At 73.4% G+C, this 16897-nt stretch carries 19 protein-coding genes and 2 pseudogenes; 8 read left to right on the forward strand and 13 right to left on the reverse strand.

Features of this window, described 5'->3' with window-relative positions:
- Window positions 1-113: 113 nt before the first annotated feature.
- A complete protein-coding gene (locus ACFP6A_RS04410; RefSeq protein ID WP_379601853.1) occupies window positions 114-1415 on the reverse strand; it encodes a sensor histidine kinase in 1302 nt (433 codons plus the stop codon).
- A 52-nt stretch (window positions 1416-1467) separates the two neighbouring features.
- Window positions 1468-2154 (reverse strand): response regulator transcription factor, encoded by a 687-nt coding sequence (locus tag ACFP6A_RS04415; protein ID WP_379601855.1) that lies wholly within the window; start codon window positions 2152-2154, stop codon window positions 1468-1470.
- Between the two features lie 205 nt (window positions 2155-2359).
- Between ACFP6A_RS04415 and ACFP6A_RS04420 the strand changes: the two genes are divergently transcribed.
- Both ACFP6A_RS04420 and ACFP6A_RS04425 read left to right on the forward strand, forming a co-directional pair.
- Entirely contained in the window at window positions 2360-3493 is a 1134-nt protein-coding gene (locus ACFP6A_RS04420; protein ID WP_379601856.1) for a S8 family serine peptidase, read from the forward strand.
- A gap of 35 nt (window positions 3494-3528) precedes the next feature.
- Complete coding sequence (locus tag ACFP6A_RS04425) at window positions 3529-4080, forward strand: hypothetical protein (protein WP_379601857.1); 552 nt, start codon at window positions 3529-3531, stop codon at window positions 4078-4080.
- A gap of 62 nt (window positions 4081-4142) precedes the next feature.
- Here the strand turns inward: ACFP6A_RS04425 and ACFP6A_RS04430 are convergent, their stop codons facing one another.
- The 5 genes and pseudogenes from ACFP6A_RS04430 to ACFP6A_RS04450 form a co-directional block, all read right to left on the reverse strand.
- A complete protein-coding gene (locus ACFP6A_RS04430; protein ID WP_379601858.1) occupies window positions 4143-4259 on the reverse strand; it encodes a DUF1697 domain-containing protein in 117 nt (38 codons plus the stop codon).
- 145 nt (window positions 4260-4404) lie between these two features.
- A pseudogene (locus ACFP6A_RS04435) lies at window positions 4405-4740 on the reverse strand (GNAT family N-acetyltransferase); the annotation flags it as partial.
- A pseudogene (locus tag ACFP6A_RS04440) lies at window positions 4730-4985 on the reverse strand (cupin domain-containing protein); the annotation flags it as partial. The pseudogenes ACFP6A_RS04440 and ACFP6A_RS04435, both read right to left, overlap by 11 nt.
- A gap of 10 nt (window positions 4986-4995) precedes the next feature.
- Window positions 4996-5382 carry a cupin domain-containing protein gene (locus ACFP6A_RS04445; protein WP_379601860.1) on the reverse strand — a complete coding sequence of 129 codons (387 nt, stop codon included), beginning with the start codon at window positions 5380-5382 and terminating at the stop codon, window positions 4996-4998.
- Window positions 5383-5447: 65 nt separating this feature from the next.
- Window positions 5448-5876, reverse strand: a complete 429-nt coding sequence (locus ACFP6A_RS04450; protein ID WP_379601862.1) for a VOC family protein — start codon at window positions 5874-5876, stop codon at window positions 5448-5450.
- 103 nt (window positions 5877-5979) lie between these two features.
- Between ACFP6A_RS04450 and ACFP6A_RS04455 the strand changes: the two genes are divergently transcribed.
- Both ACFP6A_RS04455 and ACFP6A_RS04460 read left to right on the forward strand, forming a co-directional pair.
- Window positions 5980-6810 (forward strand): Bax inhibitor-1/YccA family protein, encoded by an 831-nt coding sequence (locus ACFP6A_RS04455; RefSeq protein WP_379601864.1) that lies wholly within the window; start codon window positions 5980-5982, stop codon window positions 6808-6810.
- Between the two features lie 14 nt (window positions 6811-6824).
- Window positions 6825-7151 carry a hypothetical protein gene (locus tag ACFP6A_RS04460; RefSeq protein ID WP_379601866.1) on the forward strand — a complete coding sequence of 109 codons (327 nt, stop codon included), beginning with the start codon at window positions 6825-6827 and terminating at the stop codon, window positions 7149-7151.
- Between the two features lie 28 nt (window positions 7152-7179).
- Here the strand turns inward: ACFP6A_RS04460 and ACFP6A_RS04465 are convergent, their stop codons facing one another.
- The 6 genes from ACFP6A_RS04465 to msrA form a co-directional block, all read right to left on the reverse strand.
- Window positions 7180-8403 carry an acetyl-CoA C-acetyltransferase gene (locus tag ACFP6A_RS04465; RefSeq protein WP_379601868.1) on the reverse strand — a complete coding sequence of 408 codons (1224 nt, stop codon included), beginning with the start codon at window positions 8401-8403 and terminating at the stop codon, window positions 7180-7182.
- Window positions 8404-8451: 48 nt separating this feature from the next.
- Window positions 8452-9423 (reverse strand): SGNH/GDSL hydrolase family protein, encoded by a 972-nt coding sequence (locus ACFP6A_RS04470; protein WP_379601870.1) that lies wholly within the window; start codon window positions 9421-9423, stop codon window positions 8452-8454.
- A gap of 186 nt (window positions 9424-9609) precedes the next feature.
- Window positions 9610-11169 carry a sucrase ferredoxin gene (locus tag ACFP6A_RS04475; protein WP_379601872.1) on the reverse strand — a complete coding sequence of 520 codons (1560 nt, stop codon included), beginning with the start codon at window positions 11167-11169 and terminating at the stop codon, window positions 9610-9612.
- The gene (locus ACFP6A_RS04480) at window positions 11166-12431 is read right to left on the reverse strand and encodes a JmjC domain-containing protein (protein WP_379601873.1); all 1266 of its coding nucleotides are present in this window, start codon (window positions 12429-12431) and stop codon (window positions 11166-11168) included. The genes ACFP6A_RS04475 and ACFP6A_RS04480 overlap by 4 nt, the downstream gene beginning before the upstream one ends.
- Before the next feature lie 22 nt (window positions 12432-12453).
- The gene (locus tag ACFP6A_RS04485; RefSeq protein ID WP_379601875.1) at window positions 12454-12774 is read right to left on the reverse strand and encodes a hypothetical protein; all 321 of its coding nucleotides are present in this window, start codon (window positions 12772-12774) and stop codon (window positions 12454-12456) included.
- Between the two features lie 61 nt (window positions 12775-12835).
- Window positions 12836-13468, reverse strand: a complete 633-nt coding sequence (gene msrA, locus ACFP6A_RS04490; protein WP_379601876.1) for a peptide-methionine (S)-S-oxide reductase MsrA — start codon at window positions 13466-13468, stop codon at window positions 12836-12838.
- 203 nt (window positions 13469-13671) lie between these two features.
- Between msrA and ACFP6A_RS04495 the strand changes: the two genes are divergently transcribed.
- The 4 genes from ACFP6A_RS04495 to ACFP6A_RS04510 are packed head-to-tail and all read left to right on the forward strand — an operon-like array spanning window position 13672 to window position 16849.
- Window positions 13672-14337, forward strand: a complete 666-nt coding sequence (locus tag ACFP6A_RS04495; protein ID WP_379601878.1) for a hypothetical protein — start codon at window positions 13672-13674, stop codon at window positions 14335-14337.
- Window positions 14338-14367: 30 nt separating this feature from the next.
- Window positions 14368-14979: a copper resistance protein CopC gene (locus ACFP6A_RS04500; RefSeq protein ID WP_379601880.1), complete on the forward strand. Its 612-nt coding sequence runs from the start codon at window positions 14368-14370 to the stop codon at window positions 14977-14979.
- The gene (locus tag ACFP6A_RS04505) at window positions 14979-15590 is read left to right on the forward strand and encodes a copper chaperone PCu(A)C (protein ID WP_379601882.1); all 612 of its coding nucleotides are present in this window, start codon (window positions 14979-14981) and stop codon (window positions 15588-15590) included. The genes ACFP6A_RS04500 and ACFP6A_RS04505 overlap by 1 nt, the downstream gene beginning before the upstream one ends.
- Complete coding sequence (locus ACFP6A_RS04510) at window positions 15590-16849, forward strand: Dyp-type peroxidase (RefSeq protein ID WP_379601884.1); 1260 nt, start codon at window positions 15590-15592, stop codon at window positions 16847-16849. The genes ACFP6A_RS04505 and ACFP6A_RS04510 overlap by 1 nt, the downstream gene beginning before the upstream one ends.
- Window positions 16850-16897: the final 48 nt, after the last annotated feature.

Here is a 16897-nt window from a genome sequence, read left to right on the forward strand (position 1 = left end):
GGCTGTGCGTGGCCATCCCCGGGGGTAAATCACGAAGCCCGAACCTCCACCTGACGCGGGCGTAACAGACGGCTGGTCCGGACGACGCCGAAAGAACGCTGCGAAGGTGCTGTCTAGCTGACGACGTCCGCTGGCGAGACCCAGGAGACGGTGAACGCAGTGCCTCCCTGCTGCGGTGAGCTGGCGCGCAGCGTGGCGCCCAGCCGACCAGCGAGCCGTGCCGCGATACTGAGCCCCAGCCCGGTTCCGACCGGACGGGCGCTGGCGTACCGGGCTCTCAGCACGCCGCGTTCGAACGCATGGGCCAGGTCGTCCTCGGTTAGTCCGGGACCATTGTCGATCACCGCGATCGTCGGTGGCCGGCTCGAGACCTCGATGCGCACCGACGCGTGCGGCGGCGATACGCGAAGCGCGTTCTCAACCAGACCGTCCACGAGCTGACGGGCGCGTTGGGCATCCGTCTCGACAAGGGCGTACGGGTCGCGCAGGTCCAGCGTCAGGGCGACATCCAACTGACGTGCGTGACCTTGCCAGGCGCCGTGCGCATCTGCCGCGACGTCGACAAGGTCCACCACGCTCTCGTTGAGGGTGAAGTCGTCGGCCTCCAACCGGGCCAGTTCCAGAAGGTCATCGACGAACCTGCCCAGACGAACTGCTTCCGACTGAATCACTGCCCCCGCCCGGTCGGACGAGATGACCTGATCCGCCAGCGCTTCGCCGTAACCGCGGATCGCCGTCAACGGAGTTCGCATCTCGTGGGAGATCGAGAGCAGAAACTCACGTTGCCTGCCTTCGCTGGTTCGGAGAGCCTCATCCAGTGCTCGCAGTGCCAGCGCGACCTCGTGGACCTCCCGGATCTCCGAGTCGGGCACTGTGACTCCGCGCTGACCCTCTGCCATCAGTGCGGCCATGGCCGCTGTGTCGACGAGTGGGCGAGCGATCCGCCGGGCGAGGACGGCTCCTCCGGCCACCGCGGCGAGAATCCCGAGGAAGAGAACTGCGAGCACGCGACGGATCAGCTCGCGGCTGGCATCCGGCAGAACCTGATCGGTGCGCGCAAGCACGAGCCCAGTGGCGCCGATCATCACGCCCTCCAGCAGGACCGGTTCAGATGGGCGAATCTGAAGATCAGAGACCTCTCCCTGCGTACGGAGAGTGGCAACCAGCTCTTGGTCCAGGACCTCCCGTGCCGTCCCCTGAAGGACTCCGTCTGCCGAGACGGTCGCCCACATGGCACCGGTGTGCTCGGCCCAGGCGACCGCTGCCCGAACGGCCTCGTCGGAGCCCCCGGCTGAGGCGACGATCTGCAGCTGGTCTCGCAGCTCGGACCGTGTCTGATCTTGGATGGTGCTACGCAGTAGCTGCAGCGTGAGCAGGGCAGCGACGAGGCCGACGAGCGCCGTGACACTGATCACGAGGGCGGTGATGCGCCCAGCGAGGGACTGGGTGTGCGATCTCGGCCTGCCCTCAGCTGTCTGCGGCATAACCCACGCCCCGGACCGTACGCAATGGGGATGCATCGCCAAGCTTGGCGCGGAGCTGAGCGACATGTACGTCGACCGTGCGGCTGGACGCGTACTCCACCTGACCCCACACCGCGGAGAGCAGCTGGCTGCGAGTAAAGACCCGCCCGGGGTGTTCCATCAGCGCGTGGAGCAGGTCGAACTCCTTCGCTGTCAGCTCCAGCGGTTCGCCCTTTGCGAGCACGAGTCGACGCGTGGGGTCCAGCCTGACAGCACCGACCTCGAGGACGGGGGCCTCGTGCCCCCGCGGCGTCATCGCCGTACGCCGCAGCACTGCCTTGACACGTGCCACCAGCTCGCGGGGCGAGAAGGGTTTGGCGAGGTAGTCGTCGGCGCCGAGCTCAAGACCGATCAGTCGGTCGATCTCCTCGCCCCGCGCAGTCACGAAGATCACCGGCGTCCAGTCCGACGCTCCGCGCAGCCGACGACACAGCTCCACGCCGTCGATCGACGGCAAGGCCACGTCGAGGACGAGCAGGACAGGACGGAGCCTCTGGATCGCCTCCCACGCCGCGCCCCCGTCGCGCTCGACGTGGACGCCGAATCCCGCGCGGCTCAGGTACGCCCGCTCCAGCTCGGCGATGGAGGGGTCGTCCTCCGCCACGAGAACGAGGCCCTGGGTGTCCGGCATGGCCTCATGACAGCACACGGGTATCAGCCTGGAGGCCGGCGTGCTCATTCTTCACGCTGCTCGAACCGCTCGATGACGTTCCCCTGATGTCCTGGCGGCAGCATTGGCGTGTGCCGGTGGAGAGGAGCGCGCAGACATGACGGCGCGACGTGGCGGTCAACGTGTTGCTGCCGCCGTGGTACTGGCGTCGCTCATGGTGGCGACCATGCTCGTCGGAGTCTGTGCGCCTGCTGGTGCCGTGGTTGAGGCGCAGCGGTCTCTCACCGGGTTCGACGGCTTGTCAGCAGAACAGGACGGGTCGGGCGTCGTGGTCGCGGTCGTGGACACTGGTGTCGACCTCGATCACCCCGCCTTCGCGGGCCGCCTGGCACCAGGGTGGGACGTCGTGGACTCCGACGACCGGCCCGACGACCCGCACGGGCACGGCACTCACGTGGCGGGCGTCGTGACAGGGTTCTCCGGTGCCGGCGGAAGTGGCCTCGCACCCGGCGCGACGATCATGCCGGTGCGGGTTCTCGACGCGGACGGCTACGGGAGCCTCGCCGATATCGCGGCCGGCATCGAGTGGGCGGCCGACCACGGTGCGACAGTGATCAACCTGTCCTTCGGCGACTCGGGACGGCTGGATCGCATCCGCAAGAGCGGTCCGGTCGCTGCCGCGATCCGGAAGGTCTCCGACCGGGCGGTCGTGGTCGTCGCGGCGGGCAATGACAGCCAGTTCGAGCAGATCTTCCGCGCGAGCGTTCCCGCGATCGTGGTGGTCGCCGTCGACGATGCGGGCGAACCCGCCGAGTTCACGAACGTCGGGGACCCCCGAGCGATCGCCGCGCCCGGCGTCGAGGTGCTCTCCACCGCACCGGTGGACCCGTCCACCGTCTTTCCCGGCGGAACCAGTGGTGCTGCCGCGCTCAGCGGGACGTCGATGGCGGCGCCATTCGTCAGCGCCGCCGCCGCGGTCCTGCTCCAGACCGGAGCCCCACCGGCAACGGCTGCCGAGCTCCTGCGGGCGACCGCGGAACCGAACGGCGACCCCCGCACGGGCGCCGGAGTCCTCGATGCGGCCGCAGCGGTGGCCGCCGTGCCGGCTTGGGCAGACGCTGCGTCCACGCCGTCACCGCTGCCGACGGACAGCTCTGCGGCGCCGACCGTTCCCGTACCCACAGACCCCTCCTCCACGCCGTCGCCCGGCCTGGCGGACGGTTCGCTGGCACCCCAGGTCAACAGTGAGGAGAACCCTGACAACCGAGGGCTGTCGACAACCACCATGACCCTGCTCGCCATCGGCCTGCTCGCACTCGTCACGGTCCTCGCCGCCGTCTACGCGGCCCGCCGCCGGTGACCACCACTCCTCATCGGCATCCTGGGAGAACCACCATGGCGCTCACACGCTCCGCGCGACGCTGGATCGTCGGAGGGATCGCGGCGAGTGCCTTGATCGCCGCACTGGTCGCGGCTGAAGGAATCACCCGCGCAGCGATACAACCCCGGCTCAACCAGTCGGTACCGGCAGGTGCGCACATGTCACCATCCGGATCTGCGGCATGGGGACTCCTGACCGGTTCGCTCGGCGTGTCCCTCAGGCTCGGCGAGGACGTGCTCTCCGCCGCCATGCAGGACCGGGTCGACGATGTGTGGATTGACGACCGCATTCACGTCTCGATCTCTCGCTCCACACCCATCGGGGACGTGCCCCTGGACGTGGCGCTCGTTCCCGAGGTTGCTGCCGGAGAGCTGACGGTGGAGGTCGTGGAGGTGAACGCGGGCGGGATCTTCTTGTCTCCGCAGCTCATCGAGAGGGGACTCGCTCTCGACCGTGTCCCGGTCGAGAGCAGCTGTCTCGAGCTGCACGACGCGTCGGTGCAGGACGGAGCTCTTATCCTGCACGGCGATATCCCTACGGGGATGGTGGGAGCCCAAGGTTGTTGAGCTCTGCTCTGTCGCCGGACTCTGATCCACCGCCCGGAACACGATGTTGCCGCTTTGAACGTTTAGGTTGCGACGCCGGTGTAGCCGCATGCGGTCGCGGCATCTCCCGCATCCGCCATCGCCACCCGGCCAGAGCCGCCCACGTTGACTCCGCGCAGCAGCGCGACCATGACCGTCATTCCGCACCCTCCTGCCCCCCGACGTCAGGGGGCATGCGTCACTGAGCTGAGTCGACGCTTGTCCTGCTTCGTGCTGCGCTGGAGCATTGTCGCGCCCGAGCCACATCGCCATACCGATGGACACGTCCCGGTTCTCCGTGAAGCCGTGGCGCGCATAGAGGTGTCGCCCCGGCGGGTCTGCCATGAGCGATACGTCAGCATCTGGCGGGGCTCCGTGGCGCACCTGGTCGAGCAGCCAGGTGAGAACCCAGTCGCCGATGCCGCGGCGCTGGTGGGCAGGCAGCACGGCCATGTCGACGACGTGGAAGTACCACCCGCCGTCGCCGATGACTCGTCCCATCCCCACGGTTGCGCCGTCCTGGAGGTGAACGACGTGGCAGGCGGCCCAGCTGCCGGGCAGGGCGCGACTGGCCTGCTCGACAGTGCGTGGGGTCAGGCCAGTACGTCGGCGCAGCCGCAGGTAGTCAGCCGTGCTCGGCACCCCGCGGGACGACGAACACGTCGTTCGGGTTCAGGACGACATCGCGATCACGCAGCTGGATCGTCAGCTGCCCGCTGACGACCATGAAGAACTCATCGGTGTCGGGATGGGTGTGCCAGACGAACTCGCCCTGCACCTTGACCACCTTGACGTCGTAGTCGTTCACGCTGGTCAGGCGGTACGGCTGCCAGGGCTCCACGACCGCCGACAGAGCGTCGTGGCACGTTGCGAACACCGTCTGTCACCTGTCGCCTCCTAGCCGTAGCCGTCTGCGTAGTCCGTGCTCCATGGCCCGGTCGCAGTCCCGAAGATGACCGTCTCCGTCTCGGCCCCGTCGAAGTGCACGGCGCCGGCAGGGACCCACAGGAACGACCCGACGGGGTAGCGCCTGAGCTGGGACCACTCGAACGACTCGCCGTAGCCGAGCATCAACTCGCCACTGGCAACGAACACGTGCGCGTCGGCGCAGTGCGAGTGCGGCTTGTCGAAGACGAGCGGCGGGATAGCGAAGGCGTAGGTGAACTGCACGCCCGAGGCGCGCGTTCCCACGAGTGTGGCCACTCGTGTGCCGTCCTGCGCGGCGGGCTCCCACGGGATCGAGGCCGGCTCGAATGAGACAGGACGGCCGCCCGGGCTGCGCATGGCACGAGCGTAGAGCTGTGTGTCAACCGGCACCGGGACGTCCGGTGACGACTGCGCGGCAACGGTCAGGGCAGCACTGGGACACCGTCCGCCCCGATCGGGAAGGCCGGGTTCCACGCCACCTCCCACAGGTGGCCGTCCGGGTCCGCCAGGTAGGCGGAACGGCCCTCGAACTCGCGGGCGTCGGCCGGTGGCCGCAGGACGCGCCCGCCGGCGGTGGCCCACTCGCGGGCCACCTCGTCGACGTCCGCGGCGGAGTCGCAGTTGACCGCCAGCGACACCGCGCCGGGCGCCACGGGTGATGTGCCGGAGTCCGCGGCGAGGTCGTCGCGGCCGAAGAGCGCGAGCCGGCCGCCGGCCGTGGCGAAGAACGTCACCACGCCGGGGACCGAGGCCGCGGACGGCGTCCAGCCCAGCGACGTGTAGAAGCGGGTGGACGCCTCGACGTCCGCGACACCGAGGGTGACGAGGGAGACGCGGGCGGGGACGGGCACGGGAACCTCCGGCACGGTGGGGAACTTTCGGGGGCGGGCACGCATTACGGTAGGTGCGGGCTCCCGCGCGGGGGCCCACCCGAGCCCTCGACGGAGGACACAGATGCAGAGCAACAACCCGGTGTTCAGCCGGATGCCGGAGTTCACCCGCGACGGGTACGCCACCTTCGACACCCGGCCCGCACAGCAGGCGCAGGCGGGAGCCGCCGGCACCGCGACGACCGACGCCGCCTCGGCCCAGCGGCTCGAGGAGATGTACGCCCAGCCGCCGGCGGGCCCGCTCGAGACCGGGCGGATGACCTACGACGACGTCGTCATCCGCACGGCAAGCGTGTTCGCGGTGCTGCTCGTCGGCGCCGCGGTGGGCTACTTCGTGGCCCCGGGCCTGCTGATGGTCGGGCTCGTCGGCGGCCTCGTCCTCGGCCTGGTCAACGCCTTCAAGAAGGAGCCGTCGCCGGCGCTCATCCTGGGGTACGCGGCCCTCGAGGGCCTCTTCCTCGGCGGGATCAGCCGGGCCTTCGAGACGCAGTGGAACGGCATCGTCTTCCAGGCGGTGCTGGCCACGCTCGGCACGTTCGGCGTCATGCTCGCCCTCTACAAGAGCGGCCGGATCCGGGTCACGCCGAAGTTCCAGCGGATCATGCTGTTCGCAGTCGGCGGCTACGCCGTGTTCGTCCTGGTCAACCTCGTGCTGGTGCTGTTCACCGACCTCAACATGCGCGGGTTCGGCCCGTGGGGCCTCCTCGTCGGTGCCGTCGGCGCCGTGCTCGCGGCTCTGTCCCTGACCCTCGACTTCGACTTCATCGACCGCGGAGTCCGCTCCGGCATCCCGGCCCGGTACGCGTGGACCGCCGCCTTCGGCCTGACCGTGACCCTGGTCTGGCTGTACATCGAGTTCCTGCGGATCCTCGCCATCCTGCGCGGGGACGACTGACCGCAGGCCCGGTCATGGGCAGCGACACCGTCGAGCGGGCCGAGCGTGAGCTGTGGCGGGTCACCACCCGCCTGGCCGCGCTCGGCCCGTCGCGGTGCCGGCGGCCGGGTCCGGACGGCGTGAGCCCGGCGGACCGGGTCCGCCCGGTCCTGCAGTGGGCCGCCGACACCGCCGCCGCCTGTGAGCGACGTCCCCGGCGGGTCGTGCCCGTTCTCGGGGAGCACGCCCTCGGCGACCAGCTCGTCGTCCTGGCCGGTGACCTCCTAGCCGCCGCAGGCGACGACGAGGCGGTCGTGGAGCAGCTCCACGACCGCCTCGTCGCACTACGCAGGGGTTTGTGACCCGGCCACTACGTCGCCGGCGGCGGGCTCAGCTGAGCCGCTCGTAGATGATGGCCATCCCCTGGCCCCCGCCGACGCACATCGTCTCCAGGCCGAGCTGCTTGTCGCGGCTCTGCAGGCCGTTGAGCAGCGTCGCGGTGATCCGGGCCCCGGTCATCCCGAAGGGGTGGCCCAGGGCGATGGCCCCGCCGTGCACGTTCAGCCGATCGAGGTCGATGCCGAGGTCGTCGGCGCTGGGCAGCACCTGCGCCGCGAACGCCTCGTTGATCTCCACGAGGTCGATGTCGTCGATGCTCATCCCGGCCCGGGCGAGCGCCTGACGCGACGCGTCCACCGGGCCCAGGCCCATGATCTCTGGGGAGAGTGCCGAGACCCCGGTGGACACCACCCGGGCGAGCGGGGTGAGGCCGAGGTCGCGGGCCTTGGTGTCGCTCATGACCACCAGGGCGGCGGCCCCGTCGTTGAGGGGGGTGCAGTTGCCGGCCGTCACCGTCCCGTTCTCCCGGAACACCGGCTTGAGCGCCTGTACCCCGTCGAGCGTGACTCCGGCGCGGGGGGAGTCGTCCGCGTCGACGACGGTGCCGTCCGGCGTCGTCACCGGGGTGATCTCGCGGGCGTAGAACCCGTCCGCGATGGCCTTCTCGGCCCGGTTCTGGCTCTCCACCGCCCACTCGTCCTGCCGCTGGCGACTGACCCCGCGCAGGGTGGCGACGTTCTCGGCGGTCTGCCCCATCGCGATGTAGATGTCGGGCAGGGCGCCGTCCTCCCGGGGGTCGTGCCAGGTCTCGTTCGACTCGGCCATCCGGGCCGTCCGCGCCTGGGCCTCGGCGAAGCGCGGGTTCACCCAGTCCTGCGGGGTCTGGCCTGCTCCGGCGAAGTTCTGGTAGCGCGACACCATCTCGACGCCGCCGGAGACGAACACCTCCCCCTCGCCGGCCTTGATCGCGTGGAAGGCCATCCGGGTGGTCTGCACGCTGGAGGCGCAGAACCGGTTCACCGTGACCCCGGGCAGGTGGTCGTAGCCGGCGAGCACGGCAACCACGCGGGCGAGGTTGTTGCCGTGCTCGGCCCACGGCTCGGCGCAGCCCAGGTACAGGTCGTCGACGTCCTTGGGGTCCAGGCCCGGCACCTTCTCCAGGGCGGCGGAGACGATGGTGGCAGCCAGGTCGTCGGGGCGGATGTCTTTGAGCGAGCCCTTGAACGCTCGGCCGATCGGGCTGCGGGCAGTGCTGACGATGACGGCCTCGGCCATGGTGTCCTCCTCGTGCGCCCAGGGCGCGTGCGGGTCTTCCCGGAGATGCTACCTGTGGGTAGCGGCAGCGGGCAGGCGTCGGCGCCGCAGCAGGGTCGCCCAGCGGCCGAGCGGACCGCGGTCGCTGCCGCCCACCTCGGCGCCCGAGACCTCGGTGCCCGGCTGCTCCACCGCCGCGACGGCCGCGTCGGCGACGGGTGCGATGCCCTCGCCGCGGCGCAGGTCCGGTGCCCGCTCGGCACCGCCGTCCGGCCAGTACCCCGCGGCGGCGCAGACGCTCGGCAGCAGGGCGGCAGCCGCGCGCGCGTACCCGGCGGCGGAGGGGTGGAACCGGTCGGCGCTGAACAGCTCCCGGGGCGAGGTGGAGAACTCCGGGCCGAGGATGTCGCCGAGGGAGACGGTCCGGCCGCCGGCCTCGACGACGGCGACCGTTTGCGCCGCGGCGAGCTCGCGGCTCCACCGCCGCGCCAGCGCGCGCAGCGGCTGCGGGATCGGCTCGATCGTGCCGAGGTCCGGGCAGGTGCCGACGACGACCTCGCACCCCGTCGTCCGCAGCCGGCGGACGGCGTCCGCCAGGGCCGAGACCGCCACCGGCACCTGGACCCGGTGGGTGACGTCGTTGCCGCCGACGAGGACGACCGCCACGTCCGGGGCCGGCACCCGGGACAGCAGCCGACTGACCTGGTCGTCGAGGTCGGTCGACTCGGCCCCGACGACGGCCTCGTTCGTCAGCCGGACCCGGCGGCCGGAGACCGCGGCCAGCCCGCCGGCGATGAGTGCGCCCGGGGTCTGCTCGGGCCGCTCGACGCCCAGACCGTCGGCGCTGGAGTCACCCAGGACCGCGAGATCGATCGGCTCACCGGCGCCGAACCCGTAGACGCCGTCGGCGTCCGGAGCGGACAACCCGAACGGGGTGCCGATCCAGCGACGGGCCAGTCGTGCCTCGGCCGCGATCACGGCCAGCCCGAGGGCACCGACGAACGTCAGGCCGCCTCCGCCCAGGGCGGCGGCGGTGGCCACCCGGCGTGCTCGCTGCGCCCGTGTCACCCGTCTCCCCTCCCGCGCGGCGCGTGATCCTTGCCGACCTCACCGTAGAGCCCACTGTCATCGACGCAGCCGTGCCCTCCGATGTTCCCTCCGGTCCGGGCCACAACCGTCCGCGTCGCGGGGGGCACCGACCGCTCGCTCGGGTGTGCCCGACCCGGCTCACGGGGCCGTGAGCCTGCGGGCCACCAGGACGACGTCCACGCCGCGGCCGCCCTCGGGGCGGCGGTCCACCTCCTCGCAGAGTTCGACCTGGAGGTCCCCGGTGAGCCGGCGCAGCGAGTCCGGGTCGTGCAGCAGTCGAGGGTCCCGGGGGCCAGGGGCGTCGGCTATGGCGAGGTTCGCCCGGGAGTGCCCGACGACGACCAGCCGGCCGCCGGGGGCCAGCCAGGCGCCGGCCTGGGCCACGACGTCCGGCAGGGCGGCCCGGACGACGAGGACCAGGTCGAAGCCCGGTGAGCCGGGCGGCGGCTGCCAGACCCGGGCGTCGGCCACCACCCAGTCGACGTCCACCCCGGCCTCCGCGTCCGCCCGGCGGGCGAGCGCAACCGCCTCGGCGGAGAAGTCCACGGCGGTGACCTGCCAGCCGTGGGCCGCCAGCCAGCGCGACGCCGGCCCCGTGCCCGCGGCCACGTCGAGCGCCCGCCCGGGCGGCAGGTCGGCGAGCAGGCCGACGAGCAGCGGGTCGAGGTCCCCCACCGGCCGGCCGGCCGCCGCCCGCGCGGCGTAGGCGGCGTCCCACCCCTCCATCCCGCGTCCGGGTGCGTCCGTGGCGGCCAGCTCGACGACCGTGTGCACCGGGGGCAGGGACGCCTCACCGGTGCAGGTCAGCGGCCGCGGCGGCCCCGGGTGGGCGGTCTCGACGACGACCCGCCAGGTGGCCGGTGCCGCCGCGGCGCGTACCGACCACGTGGTCGTCGTGCGCTGCACCGAGGGGACTGCGTGCCCGGAGCGCACGGTGTGCTCTGACCGTTCCACCTCGAGCACGTGGACGGCGTCCGCCTGCTCCAGGCCGAGGTGGCGGCGCAGGGCGATCTCGGCCGCCTGGGCGGCGAACGGCAACGACGAGCGACCGCGCAGCAGCCGGGTGAGCAGCTGTCCGCTGCGACGGGCGGCGACGAGGTCGGCGGCGTCGGCCGGGGTGACGTGGCCGTAGTACAGGCCCTCGGGCAGGGCGAGCACGTTGCCGGCGAACCGGTCGCCGCCGACGTGGGACACCTCCCACGCCGCGTCCCCGGCCAGGTCGTGCAGGGCGCGCGCGACCGGGCGGCCGTACTCGGCGCAGCAGGCGTCGTGGCGGCCGTGCGTGCAGGTGCCGAGAAAGTCCTCGACGCCGGTCCACCCGGCGGGCACCCGCCCGGCGCGCAGCTCGGCGAGCAGCGAGGCCAGCGGTAGAGCGGCGACGTCCCTCACGTCGTCGAGGCGCCGCTCGGCCGCGACGCCGCCGTCCGGGCGGGTGACGGACAGCAGCACCCGGGGGCGGTCCGGTACGCCGGGGCCGCTGCCGGGACGGCGCATGAGCATGCCGCGGACGCCGTGCCGGGCACACAGCTCCCGCATCCCCTCGCGGACCCCGTCGGGGAACGTGGCGTGCTGCAGCACGCTCCGTCCCCACGGGCCACCGTGCTCCAGGAGCAGGAACGCGCGGACCGTGCTCGCCGTCCCGGCGAGGGGCTCGGCGACCTCCCGGCTCGTCGCGGCGCAGTACGCCCGCCCCGTCACCGACCCGCCCCGGGGCCGGCCGCCGGGTCGGCGACCCGCAGCAGCCCCTCGCGAACCAGCCGCCGGCACAGCACGAGCCGGCTCTCGGCGTCCAGGACGCCGGCCAGGTCGGCCGGGCTCAACCGGTCGCGCCGGGCGACGACCTCGACGGCCGGGGCCAGGCGGGCCGGGACGTCCAGCGCCCGGTCCCCCAGCAGCAGCCGGAGCCGGTCGGCGTCCGGACCCGGCACCACCCGCAGCACCGCGCCGGTGCGGCGCTCCAGGACCGTCGCGTCGTCCAGGCCGGGGAGCCGGGTCCGGTCCACGAGAGCCCCGGCCAGCAGAGCCGGGCGGTGTCGCAGGAACGTCTCGGCCCGCTGCTGCAGCACCGGACCGGCAGGGTGGTCGCGCAGGGCGTCGGCGACCCGGTGCAGGCGCTCGGCGAGGGCGTCCGCGGCTCGGTCGGGTTCCTCGTGCCAGCCCACGGGCAGCGGCCCGGTGAGACCCGTGCCGTCGGTCAGCGTGCCGTCATCGAGCGTGGGGTCGTCGAGGACCGCTCGCACCACGTCCTGGACGACGTCCGCCCAGGAGGTGGTGAGGACCCCGACGGTGACGTGTCCGCTCAGCACGTCCTGGGAGCGGGCGGCGTGCGGCGTCCCGGCCGGTAGGTACTGCACGTCCCCGGGGACGAGGACCTGCTCGACGACGCCGGCGTCCGGCTCGTGACGGGACTGCCAGGGGGTGGGGTGCACCTCCCAGGTCTTCGTTCCGAACGCCTGCAGCACGAGGACGTCGTGCGGGTCGGCGTGCACCTCGAGCCCCCGGGCGCCCGGCGGCGTGACGTAGGCGTTGACCTGGCAGCGGTGGCCCAGGGCCACCTCCAGGTCACGGGCCAGGCGCGCCAGCGGCGGGTGGTACCGGTGGGCCCCCTGCAGCACCAGCGTGGCGCCGTCGTCCATCGCGGCCAGCACCTTCGCGGGTGCCGCGACGCCGTCGTAGCGCCGGCCGCCGATCGTGCCGTCGGTCGTGTACGACGCCACCGGCAGCGGACGGCCGTCCTTAACCAGCCGGAACGTCGGCACCCGAAGCGCCGAGGACGTCACGAGCGCGTCCACGTCGTCGAGCGAGAGCAGGTCGTCCGCGGGCACGTCCGACGGGTGCACCTGCGAGCGGCGGCCCCACACGTGGGTGGCGAACGCGGCGACGTCCCCGACGCAGCGGGCCAGGGTACGGGTCGGTGCGGCGGCGGAGGACAGCGGTGACAGCGGGTCCGGTGGGGTCACGAGGCGACCCTAGGACGCCGGCTCAGGCGCGGGAGTCGGTGGTGTCCGCGTCAGCGTCCGTGGAGTCCGCGTCGGCGTCGGTGCTGTCGGCGTCGGCGTCCGTGCCGTCCGCGTCGGTCGAGTCGGCGTCGGCGTCCGTGGAGTCTGCGTCGGCGTCGGTCGAGTCGGAGTCCGTGCCGTCCGTGGCGTCGATGGTGTCCGCGTCGACGGTGTCGGCGTCCGCGTCGACCGCGTCGGCGTCCCGCTCGGCGCGTGGGTTCGAGGCGCCGACCGTCGTCATGTCGTCGTCGGCGAGCGGCCGGTCGGAGGTCTGCGGGTCGGGGATGTCGGCGTGCTGGCTCACGTCATTCTCCTGTGCTGGGGGTTGTCCGTACCGTTCACCGGAGAACCTAGGTCACCGGACCTCAGGTGGCCAGCCCGACCGGGCAGCTCACCCCGGTGCCGCCCAGACCGCAGTACCCGTTCGGGACCTTGTGCAGGTACTGCTGGTGGTACTCCTCGGCGTACCAGAACGGCCCGGCGTCGGCGGCGGGTCGCAGCTCGGTGGTCACGTCGCCGTAGCCGGCCGCGGCCAGCCGGGCGGCGTAGGCGTCCCGGGTCGCCCGGGCGACCTGCTCCTGCTCGGCGGTCGTCCAGTACACCGCCGAGCGGTACTGCGTCCCGACGTCGTTGCCCTGCCGGTACCCCTGCGTCGGGTCGTGGGACTCCCAGAACGTGCGCAGCACGGTCTCGGTGGACACCGCGCCCGGGTCGTACGCGACGAGCACCGTCTCGGCGTGCCCGGTCCGGCCGGTGCACACCTCCTCGTAGGTGGGGTTCTCGGTGTACCCGCCCTGGTACCCGACCGCGGTCGTGACCACGCCGGGCAGCTGCCAGAACACCCGCTCGGCGCCCCAGAAGCAGCCCATCGCCAAGGAGATCACCTCGGTGCCCTCCGGCCACGGGCCCTCCAGCGGGGTGCCGAGCACGGCGTGCCGGTCGGGCACGGTGAACGGCCGGGTCGAGCGGCCGGGGAGGGCCTCCTGCGGAGGAACCATCTCGGACCTCGTGCGGCTGCCGAACAGGTACATGGTGCGCACTCTCCTCACGGGCGGCGACGAACGCCGCGGTTGCCCCACGGCGGCAAGGCGTGTGCCGCGGCGTGACCGCGGCGGTCCCTGGGGCAGTCAACCGCGAGCGGGGTCGCGGCGTTCCCGGGGCCAGAGCGTCCTACCCTGGCTGCGCGTCCTACCCTGGCTGCGTGACCTCGCCGGCGGCCGGTGCGCTGCGCCTCGTGCGCGCGCTCGCCGTCGCCCTGGTGGTCGTCGCCCTCGCCGCCGGCGGCCACGTCCTGGCCGGCGGAGCCGCCCCGTCGCCGCTGCTGCTCGGAGCCGGTGGCGTCGCGGTCCTGCTCGCGGCCACCGTGCTCGCCGGGCGGCGGCTGTCCGGCGCCCGGATCGTCGCCCTGCTGGGCCTGGGGCAGGCCGGCCTGCACACGCTCCTGGCACTGTCCCCGGCACCGGCGTGCGCGGCCGGCGTCCCGGCCGCGGTGTCCGGGCACGCCGGCCACTCCGTCCAGGGGGTCGGCGACGCCGCCTCCGTGGCCACCGGGCTGTGCGCCACCGCCGGCGGCCACGCCCACGCCGGGGACGCCCTGCTCGCCGGTGGGACGGTGATGCTCGCCGCCCACGTCGCTGCGACCGCCCTGACCGCCGTGCTGCTGCTGCACGGGGAGCGGGCCCTGTGGTCGCTGTGGGGCTGGCTGCTGCCCGCCGTCCGGGTGGTCCGCGCGGTCCCCCTGCCGGTCTTCCCGCGGCTGCCGCGGCCCGAGGCCGCCCTGCGCGTGGCCCCGCGGCCGGTGCTGCTGGACGCGGCGTCGCGTCGAGGGCCGCCGGTGCGGCTGACGGTCCGCCCGACCTTCAGCTGACCTGCCCGCCCCCGACCCCCTGAGAGCCGTATGCCCACGCGCCTGCGGCCCGTCGGTGTCGTCCTGGCCACCGTGCTGCTCGTCGTCCTCGGGACGGCGCTGCTCACGGTGCCCACGGCCGCACCCGGGCACGCCCACGACTACCTCGTCGACGCCGAGCCGGCCGACGGGGCCGCGCTGAACCACCCGCCCGACGTCGTCCGGCTGACCTTCAGCGACCAGGTGCTACCGACAGCGCCGGCGGTCCTGCTGCGCCGCGGCGACACCGTCCTGCTCGAGGCCGAGCCGGACCTCGACGGCCGCGTCGCCGAGGCCGACCTGCCCGACGACCTGCCGGACGGCGAGTACACCGTCGCCTGGCGGGTCGTCTCCGCCGACGGCCACCCGGTCTCCGGTCTGATCACCTTCACCGTCGGCGCCGTCACTGCCGGCGAGACGGCCACGCCGGCCGAGACGCAGGACGCCGCGTCCCCGTCGGCCGGCCCGACTGAGCCGACCACCGCGGCCGCGGCTCCCGCCACCGTCCCCGCCGCGCTCGTCGCCGCGGGCGTGGTCCTGCTCGCCGCGACCGCCACCACCCTGCTCGCCCTGCTCGCCGTGCACCGTCGACGCCGGCGGCCCACCACTCGGGAGAACCCCTGATGCGACCCACCCGCACCTCGACCACCCGCACCTCGACCACCCCCACCGCCCGCGCCACCGGCCGGGCCCTCGCCGCCGGCCGGACCCGCGCCACCGGCCGGGCCCTCGCCGCCGGCGCCCTGCTCCTGCTCACCGCCTGCGGCACGGCGGACGGCGCCACGCCGTCACCGGCGGCCTCGACGGCGACCACCACCGCTGCGACCGGGACCGCCTCGGCGCTGACCCTCACCGACGGGTGGGCGAAGGCGGCCGACGAGGGCATGACCGGCGTCTTCGGCACGCTCGTCAACGCCTCGGACGCCGACGTCCACGTCGTCGCGGCTCACAGTGACGTCGCCGCCCGCGCCGAGCTGCACGAGATGGTGTCGGCCGACGGCGGCCAGATGGTGATGACCGAGAAGGAGGACGGCGTCGTCGTCCCCGCTGGCGGTCAGTACGTGCTCGCCCCCGGCGGGGACCACCTCATGCTCATGGACCTCACCGCGCCGCTGCTGCCCGGAGACGACGTCGTCGTCACCCTGGAGGCTGCCGACGGCAGCACCGTCGACGTCACCGTCACCGCGCGCACCTTCAGCGGTGCGGAGGAGTCCTACGTGGAAGGTGACTCCTGATGCCGGCCGAGCCACGCGCAAGGCACTCGGAGGACACCGGTCCAGGCGCCGGTCCGAGCCGGCGCAGCCTGCTGCGCACCGGGGCCGCAGCGGTCGGCGGGGCCGTCGTGGCCCTCGGTGCCCGTGAGGCCGTCGCCGGTCCACCTGCCCCGGACCCGGTTCCCCCGGCGCCGGACGCCGTCGGGCGGGCCGTCGTGCCGTTCCACGGCGAGCGGCAGGCCGGGGTCGCCACGCCGCCGCAGGCGTTCGCGACGTTCGTCGCCCTCGACCTGCTCGACGGCGTGGACCGCGACGCGCTCGTCCGCCTGCTGCGGATCTGGACCGACGACGCGGCCCGGCTCACGGCGGGCCGCCCCGGTCTCACCGACACCGAGCCGGAGCTCGCCGCCGTCCCCGCCTCGCTCACCGTCACCGTCGGCCTGGGTCCCGGGGTCTTCACCGCCGCGGGCCTGGAGCACCGTCGCCCGTCCTGGCTCGCGCCCCTGCCGGCCTTCGGGGTCGACCGGCTGCAGGAGCGGTGGACCGGCGGGGACCTGCTGCTGCAGGTCGCCGCCGACGACCCGACGACGGTCGCGCACGCCGTCCGCGAGCTGCTGCGCCAGGCCAGGACCTTCGCCCGGGTCCGCTGGCTGCAGAAGGGCTTTCGGCACGCTGCCGGCACCCAGCCGGCGGGCACCACCCACCGCAACCTCATGGGTCAGCTCGACGGCACCCGCAACCTCGTCCCCGGGGGGCCCGACGACCGGCTGGTCTGGCACGGCGACGAGGCCCCGGCGTGGCTGCGCGGCGGCACGTCCGTCGTCGTCCGACGGATCGCGATGCACCTGGACACCTGGGACCAGCTGGACCGGCCGGCCCGCGAGCAGGTGATCGGCCGCCGGCTGGACACCGGCGCCCCGCTGACCGGCACCCGCGAGCACGACGAGCCGGACCTCGAGGCGCGCACCGCCCTCGGGTTCCCCGTCATCGAGACGTTCGCGCACCTGCGCCGGGCCCGCTCGGAGAACCCGGACGAGCGGTTCCTGCGCCGCTCGTACAGCTACGACGACCCGCCGGCGCCGGGAGAGCTGAGCAACAGCGGCCTGGTCTTCGTCACCTACCAGGCCGACGTCGTCCGCCAGTTCGTCCCGATCCAGCGCCGGCTCGACGAGCTCGACCTGCTCAACGAGTGGACGACGCCCATCGGATCGGCGGTGTTCCTCGTCCCGCCGGGCGCCCGGCAGGGGGAGCACCTCGCCCAGCGGCTGCTGGAGGGCTGAGACCACCTGCCTACCGTTGGCCCGGTGACGAACCTGACCCCGGCCTCG

The organism is Quadrisphaera sp. GCM10027208 (assembly GCF_042658805.1).
Lineage (GTDB): Bacteria > Actinomycetota > Actinomycetes > Actinomycetales > SCSIO-59966 > SCSIO-59966.